21 protein-coding genes are annotated in these 25,654 nt (G+C 43.1%); 20 read left to right on the top strand and 1 reads right to left on the bottom strand.

What is annotated here, in order from left to right:
* Positions 1–2: 2 nt before the first annotated feature.
* The 9 genes from D1136_RS01060 (at position 3) to trpS (ending at position 8,976) form a co-directional block, all read left to right on the top strand.
* On the top strand, positions 3–1,049 hold the full coding sequence (locus tag D1136_RS01060; protein ID WP_161875765.1) for a nucleoid-associated protein: 1,047 nt from the start codon (positions 3–5) through the stop codon (positions 1,047–1,049).
* A 22-nt stretch (positions 1,050–1,071) separates the two neighbouring features.
* Positions 1,072–2,094, top strand: coding sequence for an endolytic transglycosylase MltG (gene mltG / locus D1136_RS01055; RefSeq protein WP_161875764.1), 1,023 nt, complete (start codon positions 1,072–1,074; stop codon positions 2,092–2,094).
* Between the two features lie 121 nt (positions 2,095–2,215).
* Positions 2,216–2,563 (top strand): 30S ribosomal protein S6, encoded by a 348-nt coding sequence (gene rpsF, locus D1136_RS01050; RefSeq protein ID WP_161875763.1) that lies wholly within the window; start codon positions 2,216–2,218, stop codon positions 2,561–2,563.
* 3 nt (positions 2,564–2,566) lie between these two features.
* Positions 2,567–2,836, top strand: a complete 270-nt coding sequence (gene rpsR / locus D1136_RS01045; RefSeq protein WP_161875762.1) for a 30S ribosomal protein S18 — start codon at positions 2,567–2,569, stop codon at positions 2,834–2,836.
* Positions 2,837–2,854: 18 nt separating this feature from the next.
* The gene (gene rplI / locus D1136_RS01040) at positions 2,855–3,295 is read left to right on the top strand and encodes a 50S ribosomal protein L9 (protein WP_161875761.1); all 441 of its coding nucleotides are present in this window, start codon (positions 2,855–2,857) and stop codon (positions 3,293–3,295) included.
* Between the two features lie 141 nt (positions 3,296–3,436).
* The gene (gene uvrA, locus D1136_RS01035; RefSeq protein WP_161875760.1) at positions 3,437–6,205 is read left to right on the top strand and encodes an excinuclease ABC subunit UvrA; all 2,769 of its coding nucleotides are present in this window, start codon (positions 3,437–3,439) and stop codon (positions 6,203–6,205) included.
* A 10-nt stretch (positions 6,206–6,215) separates the two neighbouring features.
* Entirely contained in the window at positions 6,216–6,980 is a 765-nt protein-coding gene (locus tag D1136_RS01030) for a dihydroorotate dehydrogenase electron transfer subunit (RefSeq protein ID WP_161875759.1), read from the top strand.
* Positions 6,968–7,879, top strand: a complete 912-nt coding sequence (locus D1136_RS01025; protein WP_161875758.1) for a dihydroorotate dehydrogenase — start codon at positions 6,968–6,970, stop codon at positions 7,877–7,879. The genes D1136_RS01030 and D1136_RS01025 overlap by 13 nt, the downstream gene beginning before the upstream one ends.
* Positions 7,880–7,881: 2 nt before the next feature.
* Positions 7,882–8,976 (top strand): tryptophan--tRNA ligase, encoded by a 1,095-nt coding sequence (gene trpS, locus D1136_RS01020; protein ID WP_161875757.1) that lies wholly within the window; start codon positions 7,882–7,884, stop codon positions 8,974–8,976.
* 29 nt (positions 8,977–9,005) lie between these two features.
* Here trpS and D1136_RS01015 read toward each other — a convergent pair whose 3' ends face one another.
* Positions 9,006–9,425: a helix-turn-helix transcriptional regulator gene (locus tag D1136_RS01015; protein ID WP_161875756.1), complete on the bottom strand. Its 420-nt coding sequence runs from the start codon at positions 9,423–9,425 to the stop codon at positions 9,006–9,008.
* A 618-nt stretch (positions 9,426–10,043) separates the two neighbouring features.
* Here D1136_RS01015 and D1136_RS01010 point away from each other — a divergent pair.
* The 11 genes from D1136_RS01010 (at position 10,044) to D1136_RS00960 (ending at position 25,639) form a co-directional block, all read left to right on the top strand.
* Positions 10,044–11,819, top strand: a complete 1,776-nt coding sequence (locus D1136_RS01010) for an aminopeptidase P family protein (RefSeq protein ID WP_161875755.1) — start codon at positions 10,044–10,046, stop codon at positions 11,817–11,819.
* A gap of 19 nt (positions 11,820–11,838) precedes the next feature.
* The gene (locus tag D1136_RS01005; RefSeq protein WP_161875754.1) at positions 11,839–12,309 is read left to right on the top strand and encodes a hypothetical protein; all 471 of its coding nucleotides are present in this window, start codon (positions 11,839–11,841) and stop codon (positions 12,307–12,309) included.
* 148 nt (positions 12,310–12,457) lie between these two features.
* Positions 12,458–13,993, top strand: a complete 1,536-nt coding sequence (gene purH, locus D1136_RS01000) for a bifunctional phosphoribosylaminoimidazolecarboxamide formyltransferase/IMP cyclohydrolase (RefSeq protein WP_161875753.1) — start codon at positions 12,458–12,460, stop codon at positions 13,991–13,993.
* 25 nt (positions 13,994–14,018) lie between these two features.
* Positions 14,019–15,041 (top strand): rod shape-determining protein, encoded by a 1,023-nt coding sequence (locus D1136_RS00995; RefSeq protein ID WP_013611048.1) that lies wholly within the window; start codon positions 14,019–14,021, stop codon positions 15,039–15,041.
* Positions 15,042–15,054: 13 nt separating this feature from the next.
* Positions 15,055–15,888, top strand: coding sequence for a rod shape-determining protein MreC (mreC, locus tag D1136_RS00990; RefSeq protein WP_161875752.1), 834 nt, complete (start codon positions 15,055–15,057; stop codon positions 15,886–15,888).
* Positions 15,881–16,387, top strand: coding sequence for a rod shape-determining protein MreD (locus D1136_RS00985; RefSeq protein WP_161875751.1), 507 nt, complete (start codon positions 15,881–15,883; stop codon positions 16,385–16,387). The genes mreC and D1136_RS00985 overlap by 8 nt, the downstream gene beginning before the upstream one ends.
* A gap of 46 nt (positions 16,388–16,433) precedes the next feature.
* On the top strand, positions 16,434–18,302 hold the full coding sequence (mrdA, locus tag D1136_RS00980) for a penicillin-binding protein 2 (RefSeq protein ID WP_161875750.1): 1,869 nt from the start codon (positions 16,434–16,436) through the stop codon (positions 18,300–18,302).
* Positions 18,303–18,305: 3 nt separating this feature from the next.
* Complete coding sequence (rodA, locus tag D1136_RS00975; protein ID WP_161875749.1) at positions 18,306–19,727, top strand: rod shape-determining protein RodA; 1,422 nt, start codon at positions 18,306–18,308, stop codon at positions 19,725–19,727.
* A 119-nt stretch (positions 19,728–19,846) separates the two neighbouring features.
* Positions 19,847–21,100: an imidazolonepropionase gene (hutI, locus tag D1136_RS00970; protein ID WP_161875748.1), complete on the top strand. Its 1,254-nt coding sequence runs from the start codon at positions 19,847–19,849 to the stop codon at positions 21,098–21,100.
* A 35-nt stretch (positions 21,101–21,135) separates the two neighbouring features.
* Complete coding sequence (ftcD, locus tag D1136_RS00965) at positions 21,136–22,836, top strand: glutamate formimidoyltransferase (RefSeq protein ID WP_161875747.1); 1,701 nt, start codon at positions 21,136–21,138, stop codon at positions 22,834–22,836.
* Between the two features lie 106 nt (positions 22,837–22,942).
* Positions 22,943–25,639: a calcium-translocating P-type ATPase, PMCA-type gene (locus tag D1136_RS00960; RefSeq protein WP_370461301.1), complete on the top strand. Its 2,697-nt coding sequence runs from the start codon at positions 22,943–22,945 to the stop codon at positions 25,637–25,639.
* Positions 25,640–25,654: the final 15 nt, after the last annotated feature.

The following is a 25,654-nucleotide window of genomic DNA, read 5'->3' as shown; positions in this document are numbered from 1 at the left end:
TCATGATCAATTTTGAAAATTGTGAGATTGCTAATATTGTCATTCACCATATCGGAAATAAATTTGAAGGAGATTCTCTCTCCTTGTCCGACAACTGTTTTCTTCCGGAAGATACGGATGTGCTTCATTTGCTGAAAAGTTATTTCCTTTCCGCTTTCAAAAAGGATGCTTATTACCATTTCTTACCTTACGAAGGAGAATTGCTGAACAATCCGGTGTACGCTTCCGCAACAGCTGTTTTCAGTGACCAACAGGCATTTTATGAGCAGTCGGTGGAAATGGCACAACATTTATATGAGCAATCTAATAATCCGAATATAAAACCCGGAGAATTGTATATTGTTCATTTCCGGAATTGCAATATAGAAGAAGGAATTTGTGATGCCATCGGTATTTTCAAATCTGAAACCAAAGATACTTTTCTGAAAATAGTACTGAATCAAAATACCTATCAATTAATCGGAGAGTCCGGTATCAACATAAAAAAACTGGATAAAGCCTGCATTATATTCAATATAACCCCTGAAAACGGCTATAAAGTGTGTATCCTTGACAAAACCAATACCAAAGAAGCCGTTTACTGGACCACGGATTTTCTGGGATTGGAACCTGGAGAAGACAGTTATTTTCAAACAGCCAATTACCTGGACCTCTGTAAAAATTTTGTGAAGGATATTTACAACCAGGAAAATGATGTTCCCCGGGCCGACCAAATTGATATGCTCAACCGCTCCATCAATTTTTTCAAAGATGCTGAAGTTTTTTCAGAAGACCGTTTTAAGGAAGAAGTAGTACGTGAACCGGAAGTTATCCACGCTTTTGAAAATTTCAAGTCTCAGTACGAAACGGATAATAACATGAATTTATCCAATGAATTTGCTGTTTCCGACTATGCTGTCAAGGATGAAAAGAAATATTTCAGGCATGTGCTGAAGTTGGATAAAAATTTTCATGTCTACATTCACGGAGAAAAAAAATATATCCGGAAAGGATATGATGCAGAAAGGGATATGAATTATTATACGCTCTATTTCCGGAATGAGGAATAAAATGATAATATAAGCTCTGGTTATGAAAAAGTTCTGGATTTTTCTTTGCCTGATGGTGTTTATTGGCCTGGCCGGTTTGGGATGTGCCTGGTATTACGTGATACAACGTCCCAACTTAACGGTTACCGATGACGGAATCCTATTTATACGCCCTGGTGATTCTCTGGATTCGGTGGTGCAAACCCTGGAAAATAAGGGCTATATCAGAAATAGTCTCACTTTTCGCAAGGTGGCTGAACTCAAAAAATACTCCACCGAAATCAAACCGGGACGCTATCGCCTGGCGAATGGTATGAGCAATAACGAGGCGGTTAATATGTTGCGGAGCGGACAGCAGGCACCCGTTCACTTTACGTTTAATAATATCCGGACCATAGAAGAACTGGCAGGAATAGTTGCCCGGCAACTGAATGTGGATTCCATCGCCTTTGTGCAAATGGCAAAAGCGCCTGGATATGCCGAGAAATGGGGATTTACATCAGAAAATTTCACGGGTATGTTTATTCCCAATACTTACCAGATTTACTGGAATACTTCCATTGAAAATTTCATGAAGCGAATGCATACAGAATATGATAAATTCTGGACACAGGAACGCTTAGACAAGGCTAAACAAGCAGGTCTCTCTCCGATGGATATACTGATTGTGGCTTCCATTGTGGAAGAAGAGACCAACCGCACAGACGAGTATGCAACGATCGCAGGAGTTTACCTCAACCGTCTTGCTAAAGGCTGGAAACTTGAAGCTTGTCCCACCTTAAAATTTGCTTTGGGAGATTTCTCTCTGAAACGTGTCCTGGACAAACACATGAAAATAAACTCTCCCTACAACACATACCAGAATCCGGGACTTCCGCCCGGTCCGGTCCGGATGCCTTCCATTCAGGTTGTAGATGCGGTTTTAAATTATCAGCACCATGATTACATGTTTTTCTGTGCAAAAAGTGATTTCTCCGGCAGACACCATTTTTCCCGTACGTTACGTGAACACAACCGGCATGCAATAGAATACCATAAAGCTTTGAACAAGAGAAAAATATATTGACCTACCCTTCCCTGTCCGTTAATTAGTTGTCCGAATTTTTAAGCTGATTTCTTGTTCGTTTCGGGTGAAAATGTTATCTTTGTGGCCGATAAATTAATTTTATACTAATAATCAATTAATTATGTTGAATCATTACGAGACCGTTTTCATTACAACTCCCGTTTTATCTGAACAACAGATAAAGGAAGCGGTAGAAAAATTCAAAAGTACCATTACTGCAAATGGCGGTACTATTGAACATGAGGAAGCTTGGGGACTTCGCAAGCTGGCTTATCCGATCCAGAAAAAGACGACCGGATTCTATCATTTGTTGCAGTTCGAGGCAGAAGGTGCATTGGTTGACAAACTGGAAACCGCCTACAGACGCGACGAAAGAGTTATTCGTTTTTTAACGTTCAGATTAGACAAGTATGCTTATGAGTATACTTTAAAAAGAAGAAGTAAATACGCTAAACAAGAGGAGAAATAAGCCATGGCACAGAATGAAAGTGAAATCAGATATCTGACCCCCCCAACGGTGGATGTAAAAAAGAAAAAATACTGCCGTTTCAGAAAAGCAAGAATCAAATTCATTGATTACAAGGACCCTGAGTTTTTGAAGAAGTTTTTGAATGAACAAGGTAAAATTCTTCCGAGAAGAATTACCGGAACTTCTGTGAAATACCAGAGAAAAGTTGCAACTGCCGTAAAAAGAGCAAGACATCTTGCTTTGTTGCCCTACGTAACCGATTTGATGAAATAATTAAAAGGAGGACAAGAAATGCAGATTATATTATTGACAGATATTGCAAATCTGGGTCACAAAGATGACGTGATTAACGTAAAACCCGGATATGGCCGTAATTACCTGATTCCTCAGGGATATGCTATTTTGGCAACTGAAGCTGCAAAAAAAATCGTAGCCGAAAACACCAAACAGCGCGCTCATAAAGAAGCAAAACTGAAAGCAGAAGCTGAAGAACTGGCAGCAAAACTGGCTGAAGTGAAACTGACTGTTGGTACAAAAACCAGCAGTACCGGCAAAATTTTCGGTTCCGTAAACAATATCATGATTGCTGAAGCTCTGACTGCTCAGGGATTTGATATCGACCGGAAGAAAATCATGCTGAAAGAAATCAAAGAAGTCGGAACTTATACTGCTGTTATCAAACTTCACCGCGAAGTGAAAGTGGATGTTCAGTTCGAAGTGGTTTCCGAATAATTAACTAAAGTCATTAACGGACTATAAACGTATTTCCAAACATATTCCAAACGCTTAAAAGCACTCCTTGCAGGGGTGCTTTTATTTTTTCTGAATATAACTTTTCATTATCTTTGCCATAGATAAACGGCGCTGTTTTTTATGAATGAACAATATATAGAATTGAAGGGAGTCCGGGTGCACAATCTGAAAAATATTGATTTGAAGATTGGCCTGAACAAACTGATTGTCATCACGGGCGTATCCGGAAGCGGAAAATCTTCCCTGGCATTTGATACTTTATATGCTGAAGGCCAGAGGCGATATGTGGAAAGCCTGTCGGCTTATGCCCGGCAGTTTCTGGGAAGGCTGAATAAACCGGAATGCGATTACATCAAAGGAATCCCCCCCGCTATTGCTATCGAGCAAAAAGTAAATACTTCCAATCCCCGCTCTACCGTAGGCACTTCCACGGAAATCTACGACTACATCAAATTATTATATGCCCGGGCGGGGCAAACCATCTCCCCCATTTCCGGACGCCAGGTAAAGAGAGACCAGGTGGATGACATCACTCATTTTATCCTGAATCATTCCGGGAAAACGGCCATCATCCTGTCAAAACCCGAACACCTGAAAGAGCCGGCAACTTTAAAACTACTGCTTAACCAGGGATTCGTACGAATAAAAGCCGGAAATGAATTTTACCGGATTGATGATGTTTTAACGAAAGCCCTGTCCTTTGATTCCGGTGCGGAGATGTGGCTGGTGATAGACAGAATCCATGTCAATGAGGAAAAAGACACGGTTTCCCGGATATCTGAATCCATAGAGACGGCATTGTACGAGGGAAAAGGAGAATGTTTTATTGAGATAGACGGACAAATTCATTCTTTTTCCAATCGCTTTGAAGCTGATGGTATAAATTTCTCCGTACCTTCGGTTAATATGTTCAGTTTTAACTCACCCATCGGTGCTTGTCCGAAATGCGAAGGCTACGGCCGTATTTTAGGTATTGACGAAGATTTGGTGATCCCGAACAAGTCTCTGAGTGTTTATGAAGATGCCGTTGTCTGCTGGCGGGGAGAAAAAATGAACGAATGGAAACAGGAGTTGGTCCGGAATGCCCATAAAGTGGATTTTCCTGTCCATAAACCTTATTACGAACTCAGTCAAACCGAAAAGAAGGTACTGTGGGACGGATGTCCGGCTTTCAGCGGGATTTATGATTTCTTCTCTTACTTGGAATCTAAGAAATACAAAATACAAAACCGGGTGATGATTGCCCGGTATACGGGAAAGACAACCTGCCCGCAATGTCATGGTACCCGTCTTAAACCGGAGGCGTCCTATGTAAAAATCGGAGGTAAGTCTGTCCCGGAATTGGTGGAAATGCCGGTTTCCGAATTAAAGGAGTTTTTTGACGGCCTGGAATTAACTGCCGGACAGATGCAGATTGCTGAAAGAATTTTACCCGATATTCGGAACCGTCTGGATTTTTTAATGGATGTAGGTTTAGGGTATCTAACCCTGAACCGCCTTTCTTCTTCGCTTTCCGGCGGAGAATCCCAAAGAATAAACCTGGCAACATCCCTGGGCTCTGCTCTGGTCGGTTCGTTGTATATTCTGGATGAACCCAGTATCGGTTTGCATTCCAGAGATACCGAACAGTTAATCCGGGTGTTGAAAAGACTGCGCGACCTGGGTAATACAGTCATCGTGGTTGAACATGACGAAGATATTATCAAAGCCGCTGATGAAATCATCGACATCGGTCCCCTGGCAGGTCGTTTGGGAGGTGAAGTTATTTTTCAAGGGAATATGAAGCAGATGCAAACTGCTGACACTTTAACGGCAGATTATATTTTTGAACGAAGAAGTATAGCCGTGCCTACTCAAAGACGTTCCTGGAATAAAAAAATTACAGTGTCCGGAGCAACGGAAAATAATCTGAAGAACATCACCGTAAATTTCCCTCTGAAAGTGATGACGGCTATTACCGGAGTCAGTGGCTCCGGCAAAAGCACATTAATCAAATCTATACTGGTACCGGCCCTGAAAAAAAATTATGAGGATTATTCCGACCGGGCCGGTAGTTTTGATAAACTTTCCGGAGATTTAAAAGCAATAAAAGGAGTGGAATTCATAGATCAGAATCCGATAGGTAAATCTACCCGTTCCAATCCGGTAACCTATTTAAAAGCCTGGGATGATATCCGGAAAATTTTTGCAGATACACCGGGTGCAAAACATCAAGGTTTCAAACCTTCTCATTTTTCATTCAATGTCCCGGGAGGACGTTGTGAGGAATGCCAGGGTGAAGGAATTATCAAGGTGGAAATGCAATTTATGGCCGATGTATATTTAGAATGTGAACATTGCAAGGGCCGCCGGTTTAAAGATGATGTCCTGGAAGTATTGTACAGGGAAAAAAGCATTTACGATATTCTTGAAATGACGGTAAACCAAGCCCTGGAGTTTTTTTCCGACGGTAATGGCCATAATGAACGTAGCATAGTAGACAAATTGCAAAAATTAGCAGATGTAGGACTTGGATACGTAAAATTGGGACAATCTTCCAGCACCTTGAGCGGAGGTGAAAGTCAGCGAGTGAAACTGGCCTATCACCTGAGCCGCGAAAATGCCGAGCCTACCCTTTTTGTATTTGACGAACCTACTACGGGATTGCATTTCCATGATATACATAAATTGATGGATGCCCTGAATGCTTTGATTGAACGGGGCCATTCCGTCATAATTATCGAACACAACATGGATGTTATAAAATGTGCGGATCATGTGATTGATTTAGGCCCGAAAGGTGGGAAAAACGGAGGTACGATTGTGTTCGAAGGGACACCGGAAGAACTGGCAGCATGCCCAGGTTCTTATACCGGACGCTATTTGCAGGAAAAATTAAAAAAAGATTAATCTATTAAGAATGAAAAAGATAATCGATTTTATCGTACAAGAAAACAAAAAACTGAATGATGACACCTTTCTGTTGGTGCTGTATTCACCCGAATTACCGGAAATCAAAGCCGGTCAATTTGTAAACGTTAAAGTGGAAGATTCTCCCTCCACTTTCCTGCGGCGTCCTATCTCCGTCCATGATGTGGAAAGGGAAAAAGGCCTGCTTTATTTAATGGTAAAAATCGCAGGCAAAGGTACGGCCAGATTAGCTACCTTAAAGGAAGGTGATAACCTGAACATTGTTTTACCGTTAGGGAACAGTTTCACCATTCCTTCCGGCCGTGACAGATGTTTGCTTGTCGGTGGCGGTGTTGGTGTGGCTCCGTTACTGTATCTGGCAAAAGAATTAAAAAACAAGGGAATGGAACCTGTTGTCCTGATCGGAACCCGTACCAGTAAAGACATCGTTTTAAAGGAAGAATTTGAAAAATATGCGGAAGTATACTATACAACCGAAGACGGCTCTTATGGAGAAAAGGGGTATCCTACCCAGCACTCACTTCTCCAGGAATCTTTTCAACACATTTTTTGCTGCGGACCTTCTCCCATGATGAAAGCAGTTGCACAGTATGCTTATTTGAATAAGATTGACTGTGAAGTTTCTTTAGAAAACATGATGGCTTGTGGTATTGGTGCTTGTTTGTGCTGTGTCAACGATACCCAAAAAGGACATCAATGTGTTTGTACAGAAGGACCAGTATTCAATATAAACGATTTGAAATGGCAGATTTAAATATTAACCTCAAGAACGGCTTAGAGCTGAAAAATCCTGTTCTAACTGCTTCAGGTACCTTTGGGTACGGCATTGAATTTCAAGAATTTATAGATTTAGAACGTTTGGGTGGTTTCATCGTAAAAGGCACTACCCTAAAGCATCGGGAAGGCAATCCTTATCCGCGTATGGCAGAAACCCCTTCCGGTATGCTGAATGCCGTAGGATTACAAAATAAGGGAGTGGATTACTTTATAGAGCATATCTATCCGGAAATTAACCATATAAAAACCAATATATTGGTAAATGTTTCCGGTTCTACAATTGATGACTATGCTGCCACTGCAGAAAAAATCAATAGCCTGGAAAATATACCGGGCATAGAACTGAATATTTCCTGTCCCAATGTCAAAGAAGGAGGCATGGCTTTTGGCACAAGCTGCGCTTCTGCAGCAGAGGTGGTTAAAGCTGTCAGAAAAGTATATCACAAACATCTGATGGTAAAACTTTCTCCGAATGTCACTAACATTCAAGAGATAGCACTGGCTGTCGAAGCAGAAGGTGCCGATTCGGTTTCCCTGATCAATACGCTTCTCGGCATGGCCGTTGATGCCCGCAAACGTAAACCCGTATTAAGCACAGTAACAGGAGGACTTAGCGGAGCCTGTGTTAAACCGATTGCTTTACGTATGGTATGGCAAGTAGCTAAAGCCGTGAAGATTCCGGTTGTTGGACTGGGAGGAATTATGTGTGCTACAGACGCTATTGAATTCTTATTGGCAGGTGCATCTGCCGTCCAAATCGGTACGGCCAATTTTATCGACCCGGCCATTACGGTAAAAATAATAGACGGAATTAATAATTATCTGGATGAGAATGATTTTCATTCTGTCAAAGAAATTATAGGATTAATAAAATAAATATGAACAAGGAAAAAATCATACTGACAGCAGACCGTCCAACCGGTAGGTTGCACATTGGACATTATGTAGGTTCTTTGAAAAGAAGAGTGGAACTCCAGGATTCAGGATGTTATAAGAAAGTGTTTATTATGGTGGCGGATGCCCAGGCGTTGACCGATAATGCAGAAAATCCGGAGAAAGTGCGCCAGAATGTCGTGGAGGTAGCTTTAGATTATCTGGCTTGCGGATTGGATCCGAAAAAATCCGTTATCTTTATCCAATCGCAAATCCCGGAGCTTTGTGAGCTGGCATTTTATTACATGAACCTGGTGACCGTTTCCCGGCTGCAAAGAAATCCTACAGTAAAAACCGAGATTCAGATAAGAAATTTCGAAACTTCCATCCCGGTCGGTTTTTTCACTTACCCCATCAGTCAGGCTTCCGATATTACGGCTTTCAAAGCCACAACCGTTCCTGTCGGAGAAGACCAGGAACCGATGCTGGAACAAACGCGGGAAATTGTCCGTAAATTCAATTCCATCTATGGAGAAACGCTGATTGAACCCGAAATTTTATTACCCGACAATGCTGCCTGCCTCCGGTTGCCCGGAACAGACGGTAAAGCCAAAATGAGTAAGTCTTTAAATAATTGCATTTATCTTTCAGAAACGGCGGAAGAACTGCAGAAAAAAGTAATGAGCATGTATACCGACCCGAATCACTTGCGAGTAGAAGATCCGGGACGTATAGAGGGAAATACAGTATTTACATATCTGGATGCCTTTTCCAAAACTGAACATTTCGAAAGATATTTACCGGAATATGCCAATCTGGAAGAATTGAAAGCACATTACCAGAGAGGTGGACTCGGGGATGTGAAAGTGAAGAGATTCCTGAACGCAATCATGCAGGAGGAACTGGAACCCATCCGCAACCGGCGCAAAGAATTTGAAAAGGATATTCCCGCTGTTTATGACATGTTGCAAAAAGGATGTCATACGGCACGGGAAACAGCTGCACAAACGTTAGACGAAGTCAGGAAAGCAATGAAAATCAATTATTTTGATGACCTGGAACTGATTCGCGGACAAGTACAAAAATTCAGTGGAAAATAAAACTACGGCTTTGGAGTTTACGGAAATTTCTATTTTTCGTAATCTTCAAAGCTTCCATCCTCGAAAAACAGGACTATTCTTTTTATATTTTTGCGTTTTCCCGCCTGCTGAACCGGCATTTCCACTTCTTCAACCGTAGTCTTCAAGTCCGGTACAACACTCTTCTCTTCTTTATGTTCTTTATCTCCTTTTTTTTCGTCGTCAGGCTGAAACAGAACTTCCTGCACCGGAGAAACCGGTACTCCATACATAGTTCCCTTTCCCGAAATCAACCAATTCAGATTGAGTTCAGGAAAAGCCTGGGCTATTTTATCCAAAACATCAAAGCCCGGTTTACTGCGTCCATTCAATATATGGGACATCGCAGAAGCATTGACTTTAATCATTGAAGCAAAACGAGTTGCTGTCAATCCTTTTTCTTCCAAAAGTTGCTTGAATCTCTCTTGCATATAGTAATGATTTGCATTACAAATGTAATACAATATCTTCAATCAAACAAATTACATCTGTAATATCATATACTTTAAAGTTGTAATATATATAATTGAATTTCAAAACAACGCATAGTATGTATCTCATTTTTAGATAATTAGATGTATACTTATTTACTAATATTATATAGTATATTGATTATTCATATTTTATCCATTTGCAATTAATTATCCGTGTTCTGTTTTTGCATGATATAATACTTTATATAGTTATATTTAATATACTGGATAACAATGTTATATAAAAACAAATACCCTCTACACCCCTTATTTTACCGGTTTAAGAATAAAACATAAGGCTTTATTCTTAAAGTAAATGAGCTTGATTTTACACATAAGTATCTGGTTGTGATTATTATAGATACAATAAAATTAATACATGTAAATTTTTGTAAACACACCCTTTGACAAAATGAAATATGTACAATACTCTGTAAAATAAATTACAGATGTAAATCACACATCTCTTTGCTTTAATTCAAATACGATGTTACACATGTAATGAGTATGTATTCCCCTATCCTTTTCAAATTTTCTTATTATATTTGAATGCTTTTAATTTTACGAATACGAATTATGACTATTAAGGAAAAACTGGCTACTTTAAGAAAACTCATGGAAAGAGAGGGCCTGGATGCCTACATCATATCAGGAACAGACCCGCACAACAATGAATATTTGCCTGCAGCCTGGCAACAGCGGGAATGGATTTCCGGATTTACCGGTTCTTTCGGGACGGTTGTGGTCTTAAAAGAAGACGCAGGGTTGTGGACGGATACACGTTATTTTATTCAAGCTGAAAAACAATTGCAAGATACAGGAATCCGGCTCCATAAACTTCGGATTGCGGATGCCATTGATTATCCGGAATGGCTGGCCTCCGTATTACCGGCAGACAGCCGGGTCGGAGCCGACAGTTTTTGTACATCCGTCAACGAATGGAAACACCTGCAAGCGATACTTGAAGAAAAAAATATAAAGTTGTTTGACAACAGCTGTTTAATCGGTGAAATTTGGCTCGATCGTCCAGCTCTTCCAGAAGGAAAGATATTCTCTGTTTCTCCTGAAATCACCGGTACTTCTATTTCGGAAAAAATCGGTATGATACAAAATATACTGAAAGACAGAAAAGCCGATTATTTCTTATTCAGTGCGTTGGATGAGATTGCCTGGCTGTATAACATTCGTGGGAATGATATTGCCTACAATCCAGTAGCCATCAGTTATGCCATTGTCGGAAGGGAAAAGTCCCACCTGTTCATCAAACCGTCCAAAGTCGGTAAGGAAACAGCCTTACAGTTAGGACAAGCAAATATTGAAATCCATGACTATCACCATCTTTTTTTGTTTCTTGAGCAATTGGAGAAAGGAAAGCATTTCTGTATCGATACTACAAGCCTGAATTATGCTGTTTTTCACAAACTCACCTCCCTGTTTGTTTTAGAAGAGGTGAGTTCACCTGTCATATTGGCCAAAGCCCTGAAAACTGAAAAAGAAATAGAAGGTTTTCGGAAAGCCTGCTTAAAAGACAGCGTAGCTATGACAAAGTTCTTCTATTGGCTGTATCATAATATAGACAACCAATTGACGGAAACCGAAGTCTCCGGATGTCTGACCGCTTTTCGCTCCCAAAATGAAGGATATGTATCGGATAGTTTCGAGAATATCTCGGCTTACGGCAAAAATGCAGCATTGCCTCACTATTCGGCTACTCCCGGCCAGGACGCTATCCTGGAACCCAGGGGGTTATACCTGGTGGATTCCGGAGCACAATATACACACGGAACTACGGACATCACCCGCACCATTCCTCTCGGAGACCTGACCCGTCAGGAAAAAGAAGATTATACATTAGTATTGAAAGGAATGATTGCTTTAAGTCAATGTATTTTTCCGAAAGGAACCTGCGGATGTAACCTGGATGTTCTGGCCCGTCAGCCTCTTTGGCAGGCCTGCCGGAATTTCGGACACGGAACCGGACATGGCATCGGCTTCTTTTTAAATGTACATGAAGGGCCGCAGGCTATCCGCCAGGACTTAAAGAAACAACCCATTTGTCCGGGGATGGTTACTTCGGATGAACCGGGACTTTACCGAGAGGGAGCTCACGGAATCCGGCATGAAAATATGATACTCTGTGTGCCGGTGACTCAAAATGAATTTGGAGAATGGTACGGGTTTGAAACATTAACCCTTTGTTATTTTGATACTTCTGCCCTCGTCCCTGAACTTTTAAATGAAGAAGAAAAACGTTGGCTGAATGACTATCACAAGAAAGTATACCAAGAAACTATACCTTATTTAACCCAACAGGAAGCAGATTGGCTGGCTGAGAAAACAAAACCGATCTGATACCTGAAAATTCACCACCATGAAATTAACCGGTTTTATTCTGTTCCTGTTGGGACTGTTCGGATGCAGTGAAAAATTTGCAGCAAATCTGGCAGATAAGCATGTCATTCCGGATGTGCCATTATATACTCAGATTGATTTAGGAGTCGGAGGAGAAAGCCACTTGCAGGTTCCCGGCCAGCCCCTTTACCTGACACTGTCCCGGCCTGCCGGAGAGCCTTTAGGATATAATGGACACGGTATTGTTGTGATTCGGCTGAATGACACCGAATTTGCCTGTTGGGATGCCACATGCACCTATTGTGAGGACCTGTCCTCCCACTTCGGTCAGAAAGATTTGGATGGCGAGATTGCAGTATGTCCTGTTTGCCGTACGGAATTTTCATTGCGTTACGGCAGTGCTTTCAACTCCGAAACAAAAATTTATCCCTTAAAATCGTATTCAATCACTCAAAGCGGTAACAGATTGATAATTAGTGGAAAATTGTAGCGAAGAGCCTTGATCACAAAAAAAATAAAGTATCTGCTGTTTTCTATAAAAAATAATACTCTTTTTTTATACCTTTGCAACGAGATACAGATTTTGTGTGTAACAGTAAGCTTCCGAAGTAAATCGGAACAAATTAAATATAATCCGGATGAAAAGAGCATTAATTAGTGTTTTTGACAAAACAGGCATAGTGGATTTTGCCAAATCACTGAATACTATGGGCTGGGAAATCATTTCAACCGGAGGAACTTCCCAAAAACTGAAAGAAGAGGGCATCCGGGTGACGGATATCTCAGATTTAACGAAGTTCCCCGAATGTTTTGATGGCAGGGTAAAAACCTTACACCCCAATGTAGAAGGTGGAATTTTAGCTGTCCGCGATAATGATAACCATAAAAAGCAAATGGCGGCATTGGGAATTGACCCCATTGACATGGTCGTTTGCAATCTTTATCCTTTTAAACAAACCATCCTGAAACCGGGAGTTTCTCATGCAGAAATCATAGAAAACATTGATATCGGCGGTCCTACCATGATACGGGCTGCAGCCAAAAATTACCAATTCGTTACCGTAATCACCGATCCGGAGGATTACCATCTGGTTGTTGAGGAATTGAAGGCCCAGGGAGACACTTCAGCCGCAACAAAGGAAATGCTGGCTGCAAAAGTATTCATTCATACCTCCCATTACGATGCTTTGATTGCAGGTTATTTTTCCGAGAAATTGAATATCCGGTATCCGAAAACCCTGACTCTGACTTATGAAAAGAAACAAGACCTGCGGTATGGGGAAAATCCGCACCAGAGTGCTGCTTTCTATGCTTCGGTAAAAGAGACGGAAGGTTCACTCACAGGGGCTATCCAATTGCATGGAAAAGAACTATCTTACAATAATATCGGAGATACGGACGGAGCTTTGGAAACCTTGAAGGAATTTGATGAACCGACGATAGTTGCCGCGAAACACGCCAATCCCTGCGGAGTTGGAAGTGCCCCTACTTTGGCAGAAGCCTACCGCCGGGCTTACGAAGCCGATCCGGTATCTATATTCGGAGGAATCGTTGCAGCAAACCGGGAAGTTGATGCGGCAACTGCTGCAGAAATGGCTAAAATTTTCCTGGAGGTCGTTATAGCCCCCTCTTTCTCCCGGGAAGCACTGGATATACTTACTCAAAAAAAGAATATCCGTTTATTGCAACTGGAAAATATCGGTCAGAAAAACACTTTGGCCAACAAAGCCAAAACCGTATCAGGAGGTTTACTGATCCAGGAAGCAGACACCCAACTGTTAAATCAGAAGGAAATGCAGGTAGTCACCGAACGCCAGCCTACTGAAGCAGAAATGCGGGATTTGATATTTGCCTGGAAAGTGGTAAAGCATACAAAATCAAATGGCATTGCCATAGCCAAAGAGCTTTGTACTACGGGTGTCGGCCCGGGACAAGTGAGTCGGATTTGGGCGCTTGAGAACGCCATTCGTCAAGGCAGAGCACGCATCGCAGGAAGTGTGATGGCCTCTGATGCTTTCTTTCCGTTTCCCGATTGCGTAGAAGCGGCCCATAAAGCAGGCATCACGGCTATTATTCAGCCGGGAGGTTCGGTTAAAGACCAGGAATCCATAGATGCCGCGAACCGATACGGGATAGCCATGATTTTCACAGGAATGAGACATTTTAAACATTAAGTCCTAAATATTAACAATCATTAAAATGGGATTATTTTCATTTTTAACACAAGATATAGCTGTCGACTTAGGGACAGCCAATACCATTATCATCTGCAATGATAAAATGGTGGTCAATGAACCGTCTATTGTAGCCATCGACCGGAAGACGGAGAAAGTAATTGCGATCGGAGAAAAAGCCCGGCAGATGCAAGGGAAAACACACGATAACATAAAAACGATACGTCCTTTGCGGGACGGCGTCATTGCCGACTTTAACGCAGCAGAACAAATGTTGCGGGGAATGATTAAAATGGCAAGTGTGAACAGCAAATTTTTCTCCCCTTCCCTTCGGATTGTAGTCTGCATTCCCTCCGGAAGTACAGAAGTGGAAGTGCGTGCCGTAAGGGACTCTTCAGAACATGCCGGCGGCCGTGATGTCTATATGATTTATGAACCTATGGCTGCTGCTTTGGGTATCGGTCTTGATGTAGAAGCTCCGGAAGGAAATATGATCGTTGACATAGGTGGTGGTACCACTGAAATTGCCGTAATTTCTCTCGGTGGTATAGTCAGCAACAAATCTATCCGTATTGCGGGAGACGACTTAACGGATGATATACAGGAATACATGCGTCACCAACACAACATCCGTATTGGTGAACGTACGGCGGAACAAATCAAAATACACGTCGGTTCCGCTCTTTCTGAATTGGATGAGCCCCCAGCCGATTTTATCGTCCAGGGACCTAATCAAATGACTTCCCTGCCGGTGGAGGTACCTGTATCTTATCAGGAAATAGCCCACTGTCTGGAGAAATCAATATCTAAAATAGAAATTGCTATTTTAGGTGCTTTGGAACAAACTCCTCCGGAATTATATGCCGATATTGTCAATAAAGGTATTTATCTGGCAGGCGGTGGTGCTTTATTGAGAGGATTGGACAAACGTCTCACCGATAAACTGAACATTCCTTTCCATATTGCAGAAGATCCGCTGAGAGCTGTAGCCCGGGGAACCGGAATCGCATTGAAAAATGTAGACAAATTCTCATTCCTGATCAGATAAAATACATAAGGTTGTGAAAGAAATTATAAAACTGATATTAAAATATCATTTCACTATCATTTTTATTTTATTGGAATTTCTCTCTTTTTCTCTGATAGTTCTGCACAATAACTATCAGAGAACTGTTTTTTCAGGATATACTGCTTCATTTTTCGGGACTCTGTCTTCTATCATCACCGATGTGGACGATTATTTTCATTTACGGACTACCAACCACAAATTAGTTGCAGAGAATACCACCCTTAAAAATGAGATAGAAAAATTGAAGGCTTACCATCATGTGGTAAGTATAGATACAACCTGGTTGATCAAAGATTCAGTAGAAGTCGATTATGTTTATAAGACGGCTGCAATGGTTAACTCCGGTTTTAACAAGACCAAAAATTACATTACAATCAATAAAGGAACAACAGATGGCATTCAAAGGGAGATGGCCGTATGTTCCGGTGAAGGTGTCGTGGGAATCGTACAAAATGTTAGTAAACATTACGCCAGGATTCTGCCTTTGATTAATACCAACCTGAGAGTATCCGGCAAAATAAAGAAAAATGGCTATTACGGTTCTTTACAATGGGACGGCGATGACTACCGGTATTCCTATCTGAATGACATTCCTTTTCACGTCAATGCAGAACCGGGAGATACCATCGTTACTTCCGGCTTGTCTACTATCTTCCCGAAAGATGAGTTAATAGGTTTTGTAGAATCAGTTGACAAGGTTACCGCTAATTTTCTAACCATAAAGGTAAAACTTGCAACTGATTTCAAGAGAATATCAGAACTTTACGTCATTAAGAACACCCGCAAACAAGAACAAGAGGAATTGGAAGCAATAAGCAATGAGTAATATAAAATTTGTCATACACTTTCTGATTTTGTTGTTGATCCAATTAACCATTCTGGACAATGTACAATTGCATTCCTATATGTATATAAATATCTACATTCTGATTATTTATATACTTCCCTACCGTCTACGGAATGCGACCATTTTGTTTTTCGGTTTCTTTTTGGGATTATTTATCGATTTGGCCAATAACACAATGGGAATACATGCAGCAGCGACCACCCTGATAGCCTATATCCGTCCTCGTCTGCTTATGCTGACTTCCAACCGCGAACAGATTGATGACATACAGGGAAAACAGAAAATCAGTGACTTTGGATGGTTCTTCAAATACATACTGATTTCGACTGCCGTATTTAATGTCGTCCTTATTCTGGGTGAAGCTTTCAGTATTCAAAATTTTCTGATTACTTTACTACGCATTATTTGTAGTACCGTTGCATCTATTTTCTTTATTCTGCTGTATTATTTTATAGCTTTAAAAAAGAAACGGAATTAATCGGTTTTCAACAAACGGCGTTAATTGCAGTGCTAAATCTTAAGGGATGAATAAGTACACTCACCGGAAAACGGTTATATCGGCGATTATCATATGCATTTACTGTATATATGCCATTCGCTTGTTTTACATGCAGGTCCTGGATGATTCGTTTCAGGTCAAAGCGATGTTGAATTCCCAGCGGATTGCAACTCAGTATCCGGCACGGGGACTGGTTTTCGACCGTAATGGTAACCTTTTGGTGGAAAACCAGCCGGCCTACGACCTGATGGTCATTCCCCGTCAGGTAAAACCTTTCGATACCACAGAATTAGTCCGCATTCTGGGCATAGAAAAAGAAACTTTAGTGAAAAGCCTGAAAAAATGCCGGAGATATTCTCCTTACAAAGCTTCCATCTTAATTTCCCAGATTACGGCCAACAAATATGCCGTTCTACAGGAGAAACTCTACAAATATTCGGGTTTTTTCATGCAAACCCGTACACTCCGGAAATACAATGTCTCCCATTCTGCCGATGTATTCGGTTATATCGGAGAAGTCAGTCAGGCACAGATCGACCGCGACAGTACCTATACAATGGGTGACTATATAGGAATCAGCGGCTTGGAAAGAACTTATGAGAAAATACTGAGAGGAACGAAAGGTGAAAAGATTTTATTAGTGGATAATTACAACCGGATCAAGGGTTCCTACAAAGACGGGGAATACGATAAACCGGCTGTCGTGGGGCAGAATATCACCACTACCCTGGATATCAATTTGCAGGAGTATGCCTATAAATTGATGAAAAATAAAAGAGGAGGAATTGTAGCCATTGAACCTTCCACGGGAGAAATTTTATTGAAAGTATCCAGTCCGGGCTATGACCCTCAATTGATGGTCGGATTGGAACGCGGTAAGAATTTCAGGAAATTGAATTCCGACCCGAATACTCCCCTGATCGACCGGACAGTATCCGGCTGTTATCCTCCGGGATCTACTTTTAAAACCTTACAGGCCCTTTACGGACTGAAAAAAGGCTTGGTTACTCCTGAGACCTGTTTTGAATGCTTCGGTAAATCCCGGACTTATATCGGCAGCAGTCCGATGGGATGCCATAACCATGCTTCTCCACTAAATCTCTATCAGGCTATCCAACAATCTTGTAATCCTTACTTTGTGAATGTATGGCGCCGGATTCTGGAAGACCAGAAATACAAAAATGTCAGGGATGCCTATATCGACTGGCGGGAATTTATCTGTTCTTTCGGATTGGGATCCAGAATATGCCCTGATTTCACCAATGAAAATAGCGGCTCTGTTCCTTCTCCTTCTCTCTACGATCATAAATTCCGGACAAAAGACTGGCGGTGGAGCTATATTACTTCCCTTTCGATCGGTCAGGGGGAATTGGAACTTACTCCCTTACAAATCACCAATATGGCCTGTGCTTTGGCCAACCGGGGGTATTACATGACACCTCATATCGTTCGGCCTTTGCAAGGAATAGATCATCAGATAACGAAGCATACTATTGATTGTGACAGCAAGTATTTTGACATTGTTATTGAGGGAATGGCAATGGCCGCCACAGGGGGAACGGCACGAGGGGCAGCCATAGATTCTGTCATATTTTGCGGCAAAACGGGGACAGCCCAGAATCCTCATGGGGAAGACCATTCCATCTTTATGGCCTTTGCCCCCAAAGACAATCCCCGCATTGCCATCGGAATTTACATAGAAAACGGAGGATTCGGGGCACAATATGCCGTGCCTATCGGAGGGTTGATTATGGAAAAATACCTGAAAGGAAAAATATCTCCCCGCAAGAAAGCCATTGAAGAAAGGATGATTAATGCCAATCTGCTTTCTCCTGAGAAGCCCCGCCAGGAAAAAACCGCAAATACCCCAGGTAGTACTGAAAAAAAACAATAAACCATGAACAGACAAACCGAATTGCTGAAAAACATAGACTGGCTGTCCGTTTTTTTATATACCATACTGGTTATCATGGGGTGGCTAAATATTTATGCTGCTGTTTATGATGATAATCACAGCAATATTTTCGACTTGACCACAAAGTACGGAAAACAATTCTTATGGATTGGAGCCGCCTCTGTGCTGGCTTTTTTCATTATGCTGACCGACAGTAAGTTTTTCACCGCTTTCTCCTTTGTTATCTATGGGTTAATCATCGGACTCCTGGCAGCAGTATTGGTATTCGGGGTTGAATCCCATGGGGCCCGGTCGTGGTTTGAAATCGGTGGAATCCGGATTCAACCTGCTGAGTTCGGGAAGTTTGCCACCTGCCTCGCCATAGCAAACGTGATGAGCCGGCACGGTTTTAAAATGATGCGTTTCAGTAGCCTGGCTCTCATCGGTCTGTTGCTGATGCTCCCTCTGGGATTGATTATTCTCCAGAATGATACCGGTTCAGCTTTGGTTTACAGTTCCTTTATTCTGGTCATGTACCGGGAAGGCTTGCACGGTTCTCTGTTGTTGCTTTGTTTTATAACAGTGGCCATTTTTATTTTTACATTACTCTACCCTCCGATCACAGTCATCTCACTCATCATAACCGGCACGTTGATTGCTTTTCTCTATTACCGCCAGAATAAACAAGAGTTATACAGAATCATTGCTTTTTTAATAGGGACTTTTGTATTTCTGTTATTTATGAAATGGTTATTTGACCTCTCTGTCAGCAACGAACGGTTACTGATGTATACCTATTTACTGACCTGCATTGTTGGTGTTTATTTTATATACAAGCGGAAAATGCGCCATATCATGTTGGTAATGCTGGCTTCCTGGTTATGTCTGGGAGCAACTGTCGGCGTAGATTATGCTTTTGATAAACTGCAACCCCACCAGAAGGACCGTATTAATAATCTATTGGGTATAGAAACAGACCTCAATGGAGCAGGATATAATGTAAACCAATCTAAAATTGCAATCGGTTCGGGAGGCCTTACCGGTAAAGGTTTTTTGCAAGGGACACAGACCAAATACAATTTTGTGCCGGAACAAAGCACCGATTTTATTTTCTGTACAGTCGGCGAAGAATGGGGTTTTCTGGGAGCAACCACCGTCATCGGACTTCTTATGGCGCTTATCCTGCGTATCATCTATCTGGCCGAACGTCAACGTTCCGATTTTTCACGCATATATGGTTACGGAGTAGCCAGTATTCTGTTTTTCCATGTGACCATCAACATCGGAATGACCATCGGCATGGCTCCCGTAATCGGTATTCCCTTGCCGTTTTTCAGCTATGGAGGTTCTTCTCTTTGGGCATTCACCATCTTGATTTTTATTTTTCTGCGTTTGGACGCCAACCGTTTGCAAGTATTCAGTTAATACAGAATACGGAAAAAGCAGCACAAAGCCATAACAAACGTTTTAAATATAGGTTAAACTGTTTTTATATTCATTTTTTTTAATATTTTCGTTCCCCTGTAATAGATTAAAAAGAATGTATGAAAACATTAGTCATAAACATCAAGCAACTGGTCCAGGTAGAAGATACACCCTGTTCTTGTAAAGCCGGCAAGGATATGGCGCGGGTAGGAATAATCCCGGATGCCTACCTGTTGGTAGAGGATGAAAAAATAGCCGGTTTCGGTAAAATGGAAGACCTGAACAGAGAATCCATTTATGCAAACGGCGATACAATCAAAGAAATTGACGCTTCAGGCAGACTCGTTCTGCCCTCTTATTGTGATTCCCATACCCATCTGGTATATGCCGGAAGCCGGGAAATAGAATATATTGACAAAATACGCGGACTTTCTTATGAAGAAATAGCCAAGCGAGGCGGAGGTATCTTGAATTCGGCCGAACGAATCCGGCATGCGTCGGAAGAAGAGTTATTCCAGTCGGCTTATGAGAGAATACAGGAAATAGCCGGTTTCGGTACCGGAGCCGTAGAGATAAAAAGCGGATATGGCCTGGATACCGAAAGTGAATTGAAAATGCTGAAAGTTATTCGCCGGCTGAAAGCTGAAACTCCCCTCCTCATTAAATCGACCTTTCTGGGGGCACATGCGGTTCCGGCCGAATATAAAGGAAGACAGACTGAATATGTTGACCTGATTATCAATGAAATGATACCGACCATTGCGGGAGAAGAACTGGCCGATTATATTGATGTCTTTTGTGACAAGGGTTTCTTTACCGTAGAAGATACCGACCGTATTCTGAATGCCGGCATGAAATATGGTATGCGCGCAAAAATACATGCCAATGAGTTGGACTATTCTGGTGGTGTGCAGGTCGGAGTAAAATATAACGCCATTTCAGTAGATCATCTGGAATACATCGGTGAAGAAGAAATCAGTGCCCTGCTGGGAAGTGAAACCATGCCGACTGTATTACCGGGAGCCGCTTTTTTCCTGAATATGCCCTATTCTCCCGTACGAAAAATGATAGAAGCCGGATTACCTGTTGCTCTGGCTTCGGATTATAATCCCGGCTCCTCACCTTCCGGCAATATGAAGTTTGTCATGTCCTTGGGGTGCATAAATTATAAGATGTTACCGGAAGAAGTTATTAATGCTACAACCCTGAACTCTGCCTACGCGATGGGCGTGCAGGAGGAAGCCGGTAGCATAGCTGTCGGCAAACTGGCCAATTTTTACATTACCTCCCCGCTCCCCGGTATCGAATACATTCCTTATGCTTACACGGCAAATATCGTAGAGGCCACTTTTTTAAGGGGAAAACAATATTAACCGATTTTATATCAAGTGATTCAAAATAAACGTATATGAAAAAACTTATCGAATGTGTGCCTAACTTCAGTGAAGGAAATGACATGCACATTATCAACCAGATAACGAATGCCATGAAAACCGTGGAAGGCATCAGTGTGATTGACGTAGATCCGGGAAAAGCCACCAACCGTACGGTAGTGACGATGGTCGGTGAACCGGAGCCCATTTGTGAAGCAGCTTTCCGGGCAGTGAAAAAAGCAGCCGAACTGATTGACATGACAAAACACAAAGGAGCTCATCCCCGTTTCGGTGCAACAGATGTCTGTCCGTTAGTACCGGTTTCCAACATCACTATGGAAGAAACGGTGGAATATGCCCGGAAACTGGCCCGGCGTATCGGTGAAGAACTGAGCATCCCCGTATATTGCTATGAAAGTGCGGCATTCGCACCCGAACGCAAAAATCTGGCCACTTGCCGCGCCGGAGAATACGAAGCTTTGGGCGAACGGCTCGGCAGTGAACAATGGCATCCTGATTTCGGTCCCCGTGAACTGAACGAATGGACGGCAAAAACCGGAGCAACAGCTGTCGGAGCCCGCAATTTCTTAGTGGCATACAATGTCAATCTGAACACCACTTCCACCCGCCGGGCCAATTCCATTGCTTTCGATGTACGCGAACGGGGACGGGTGAAACGGGAAGGCAATCCCATTACCGGCAAAAAAGTATTAGACGAAAACGGAAAACCGATCATGGTTCCCGGCACATTAAAATCGGTAAAAGCCATAGGCTGGTTTATTGAGGAATACGGCATTGCCCAGATTTCCATGAACCTGACAGACATTTCGGTTACGTCCATGCACGAAGCCTTTGACGAAGTGTGCCGCAAAGCTGCCGACCGGGGAATCCGGGTAACGGGTTCGGAACTGGTAGGAGTTCTCCCCTTGCAGGCTATGTTGGACGCCGGACGCTATTTCCTGCGCAAGCAGCAGCGTTCTACCGGCGTTTCGGACAAGGAACTTATCAAGATTGCCGTAAAATCATTGGGACTGGATGAACTCTATCCCTTTGAACCGGACAAAAAGATCATTGAATACATCCTGGAGAAAGAAGCCGACAAAGGTAAAAAGAAATTAGTAGACATGACGCTCACCGAATTTGCCAACGAAACGGCATCGGAATCTCCTGCCCCCGGAGGTGGCTCCATTTCGGCCTACATGGGTGCACTCGGTGCAGCATTGGGCAGCATGGTGGCCAATCTTTCCTCCCACAAATGCGGCTGGGACGAACGCTGGGAAGAATTCAGCGACTGGGCGGAAAAAGGCAAAGCCTACCAGACGGAGCTGATGAAATTGGTTGACGAAGATACCAACGCCTTCAACCGTATTATGGACGCTTTCGGTCTGCCGAAGAAAACGGAAGCGGAAAAGGCTGCCCGCCAGCAAGCCGTACAGGAAGCCACCCGCTATGCTACGGAAGTGCCCTTCAAAACCATGCGCCTCTGTTACGAATGCATGTCCGTTGCCAAAGCCATGGCGGAAACCGGTAACCCCAATTCCGTTACAGATGCCGGCGTCGGAGCACTGGCAGCCCGTGCCGGTGTGATGGGGGCTTTCCTCAATGTGAAAATCAACGCCGCCGGACTGGAAGACAAAGCTTTTGCCGCCGACATCATCCGCCAGGGCGAAACCATTGCAGAAAAAGCTTCCCAACTGGAAGCCGAAATCCTCGGAATCGTCAACTCAAAAATCTGATTTTCTTATTTAATATCCCCCCTTCGTTTCAGTATTCAAACTGAATCGAAGGGGGTTATTTTTGGGCATGTGGTATTAAATCTCATCCCATAAAAACCTGCTAAAAGTGCTCCGTAACTCCGGAAAAAACCATAATTTTGGTACTCCTAAACACACAACAAAAACAATGGAAGCAAAACATTACACCGGTTTGAGTAATGCCGAGGTACGGCAAAACCGGGAAAAATGGGGTGCCAATATGCTCACCCCCCCTGCACGGACTCCTCTGTGGAAACTCTTTCTGGAGAAATTCAGAGACCCAATCATCCGGATATTGTTGGTGGCAGCGACCCTTTCGTTAGTGATTTCCATTATTCATAACGAGTATGCGGAGACCATCGGTATCTTTGCCGCTATTTTCTTAGCTACGGGCATTGGGTTCTGGTTTGAGACGGATGCCAACCGGAAGTTTGAACTACTCAATCAAGTAAACGACGATACTCCCTATAAGGTAATCCGGGACGGACATATCCGGGAAGTAGAGAAAAAAGATATTGTGGTCGGCGATATTGTGATTCTTGAAACGGGCGAAGAAGTTCCTGCCGACGGTGACCTGCGGGAAGCCATCTCCCTCCAGGTCAATGAATCGACCCTTACCGGCGAACCCGTGACAGACAAAACCACACACCCTACCGACTCCGAAGCCACCTATCCTTCTCACCAGATATTGAGAGGAACAACCATTGTAAACGGACATTGCATCTATCAGGTCAGCGCTGTGGGAGATCAGACTGAATTCGGGAAAGTTGCTGAAAAAGCAACAGAAATTACCAAAGACAAAACACCACTCAGCAGGCAGTTAGAAAAATTAGCCCGGATGATCAGCATTGCCGGATTTATAGTTGCCGGAACTACTTTCATCGGCTTACTATGTAAAGACATCTTTTCCGGTATATTCACGTCCGACAATCTTTTTACATTAGACACCGCCGGGCGCATCCTGCAATATTTCATGGTAGCCGTCACACTTATTGTGGTTTCCGTACCCGAAGGACTGCCTATGAGTGTAACACTGAGTCTGGCACTCAGCATGCGGAAAATGTTAAAAACCAATAATCTGGTGCGGAGAATGCACGCTTGCGAGACGATGGGGGCAACTACCGTCATCTGTACCGACAAAACGGGAACACTGACACAAAACCGGATGCAGGTCTATGAAACGGACTTCCCCGCCCTTTCAGACCAGCAACTTGGACAGGATGAAACCTCCCTGCTGATACAGGAAGGTATCAGTGTCAACTCAACAGCATATCTGGATTTTACAACCTCCGGAGAAGTGAAACCGCTCGGTAATCCCACGGAAGCTGCTCTGTTGCTCTGGCTGAATAACCAAGGGACGAATTACATGGATTTTCGGGAAAAATCAAGAATAGTAGAACAGTTGACTTTCTCAACCGAACGAAAATATATGGCAACGTGGGTACACTCTGTCACTGGTCAAGAAATACTTTACCTAAAAGGAGCTCCGGAAATGGTCTTCGGAAAATGCAGTCGTATCCTAACCGCAGAAGGCTTGGAACCCGCAGGAGACTACCGCCGAAACATAGAAGATCGGCTGCTACAATATCAGAACCAGGCGATGCGCACACTTGGTCTGGCATATAAACCAGTAAATGGCGGAGAAGACGGCGATATTGAAAAAAATATCGGTGACGATTTTATTTTTCTCGGAATTGTAGCCATCTCCGACCCCATCCGTCCGGACGTTCCGGCAGCCGTAGCCCAATGTCTTCATGCCGGCATCGATGTGAAAATCGTAACAGGAGATACCCCGGCAACAGCCAAGGAAATCGGGCGGCAAATCGGAATATGGCAGGATAGCGATTCCGATGAACAAGTCATAACGGGGGTGGACTTTGAAAAACTGCCGGACGATGAAGCACTGAAACGGGTGGTCAAGCTGAAAATCCTGTGCCGTGCCCGCCCCACCGACAAGCAGCGTTTGGTGGAACTGCTGAAACGTACCGGAGCAGTCGTGGCCGTAACCGGAGACGGCACAAATGATGCCCCTGCCCTTAACTATGCCGACGTAGGACTCTCCATGGGGACAGGCACTTCCGTTGCCAAGGAAGCCAGCGACATCACTTTACTGGATGATTCTTTCCACAGTATTGCTACGGCTGTCATGTGGGGACGCTCGCTCTACCACAACATACAGCGGTTTATTCTCTTTCAGCTCACCATCAACCTTTCCGCCTTGCTGATTGTATTACTGGGTTCGCTGTTCGGCCACGAACTACCTCTGACCGTCACGCAGATGCTATGGGTCAATATGATTATCGATACCTTTGCAGCAGCGGCATTAGCCTCTCTTCCCCCCGATTTACAGGTAATGAATGAACCTCCCCGCAAGGCGTCCGATTTCATCATTTCCAAAAGCATGCGAACCCGCATCATCGGCATAGGACTCTCACTCACCCTGATATTACTGGGCCTGATGTTCTACTTTACCGGTAAATCGGGACTCATTTCACGCTATCATCTGTCTGTATTCTTCACAACTTTCGTCCTGTTACAATTCTGGAACATGTTCAATGCCAAAGCATTTATGACCAAAGGTTCGGCATTCAAAGGATTGTCTAAATGTACCGGTTTCCTGATTGTCATGGCTATTATCCCCGTGGGACAATTCCTCATTGTTCAATTCGGAGGCGAAGTATTCCGAACCGTTCCGCTCAGCGGAACGGACTGGGCCTGGATTGCCGGCTTAACCTCTGTTGTATTGTGGACGGGCGAAGCAATACGCCTGCTTCGGAACAAGTAAAATTTACCATTCAGG

This window comes from Odoribacter sp. Z80 (genome assembly GCF_009935865.1).
In the GTDB taxonomy this organism is placed as follows: Bacteria; Bacteroidota; Bacteroidia; order Bacteroidales; family Marinifilaceae; genus Odoribacter.
Note: the sequence above shows the minus strand (reverse complement) of the source record. Positions and strands in the feature narration are given on the sequence as shown.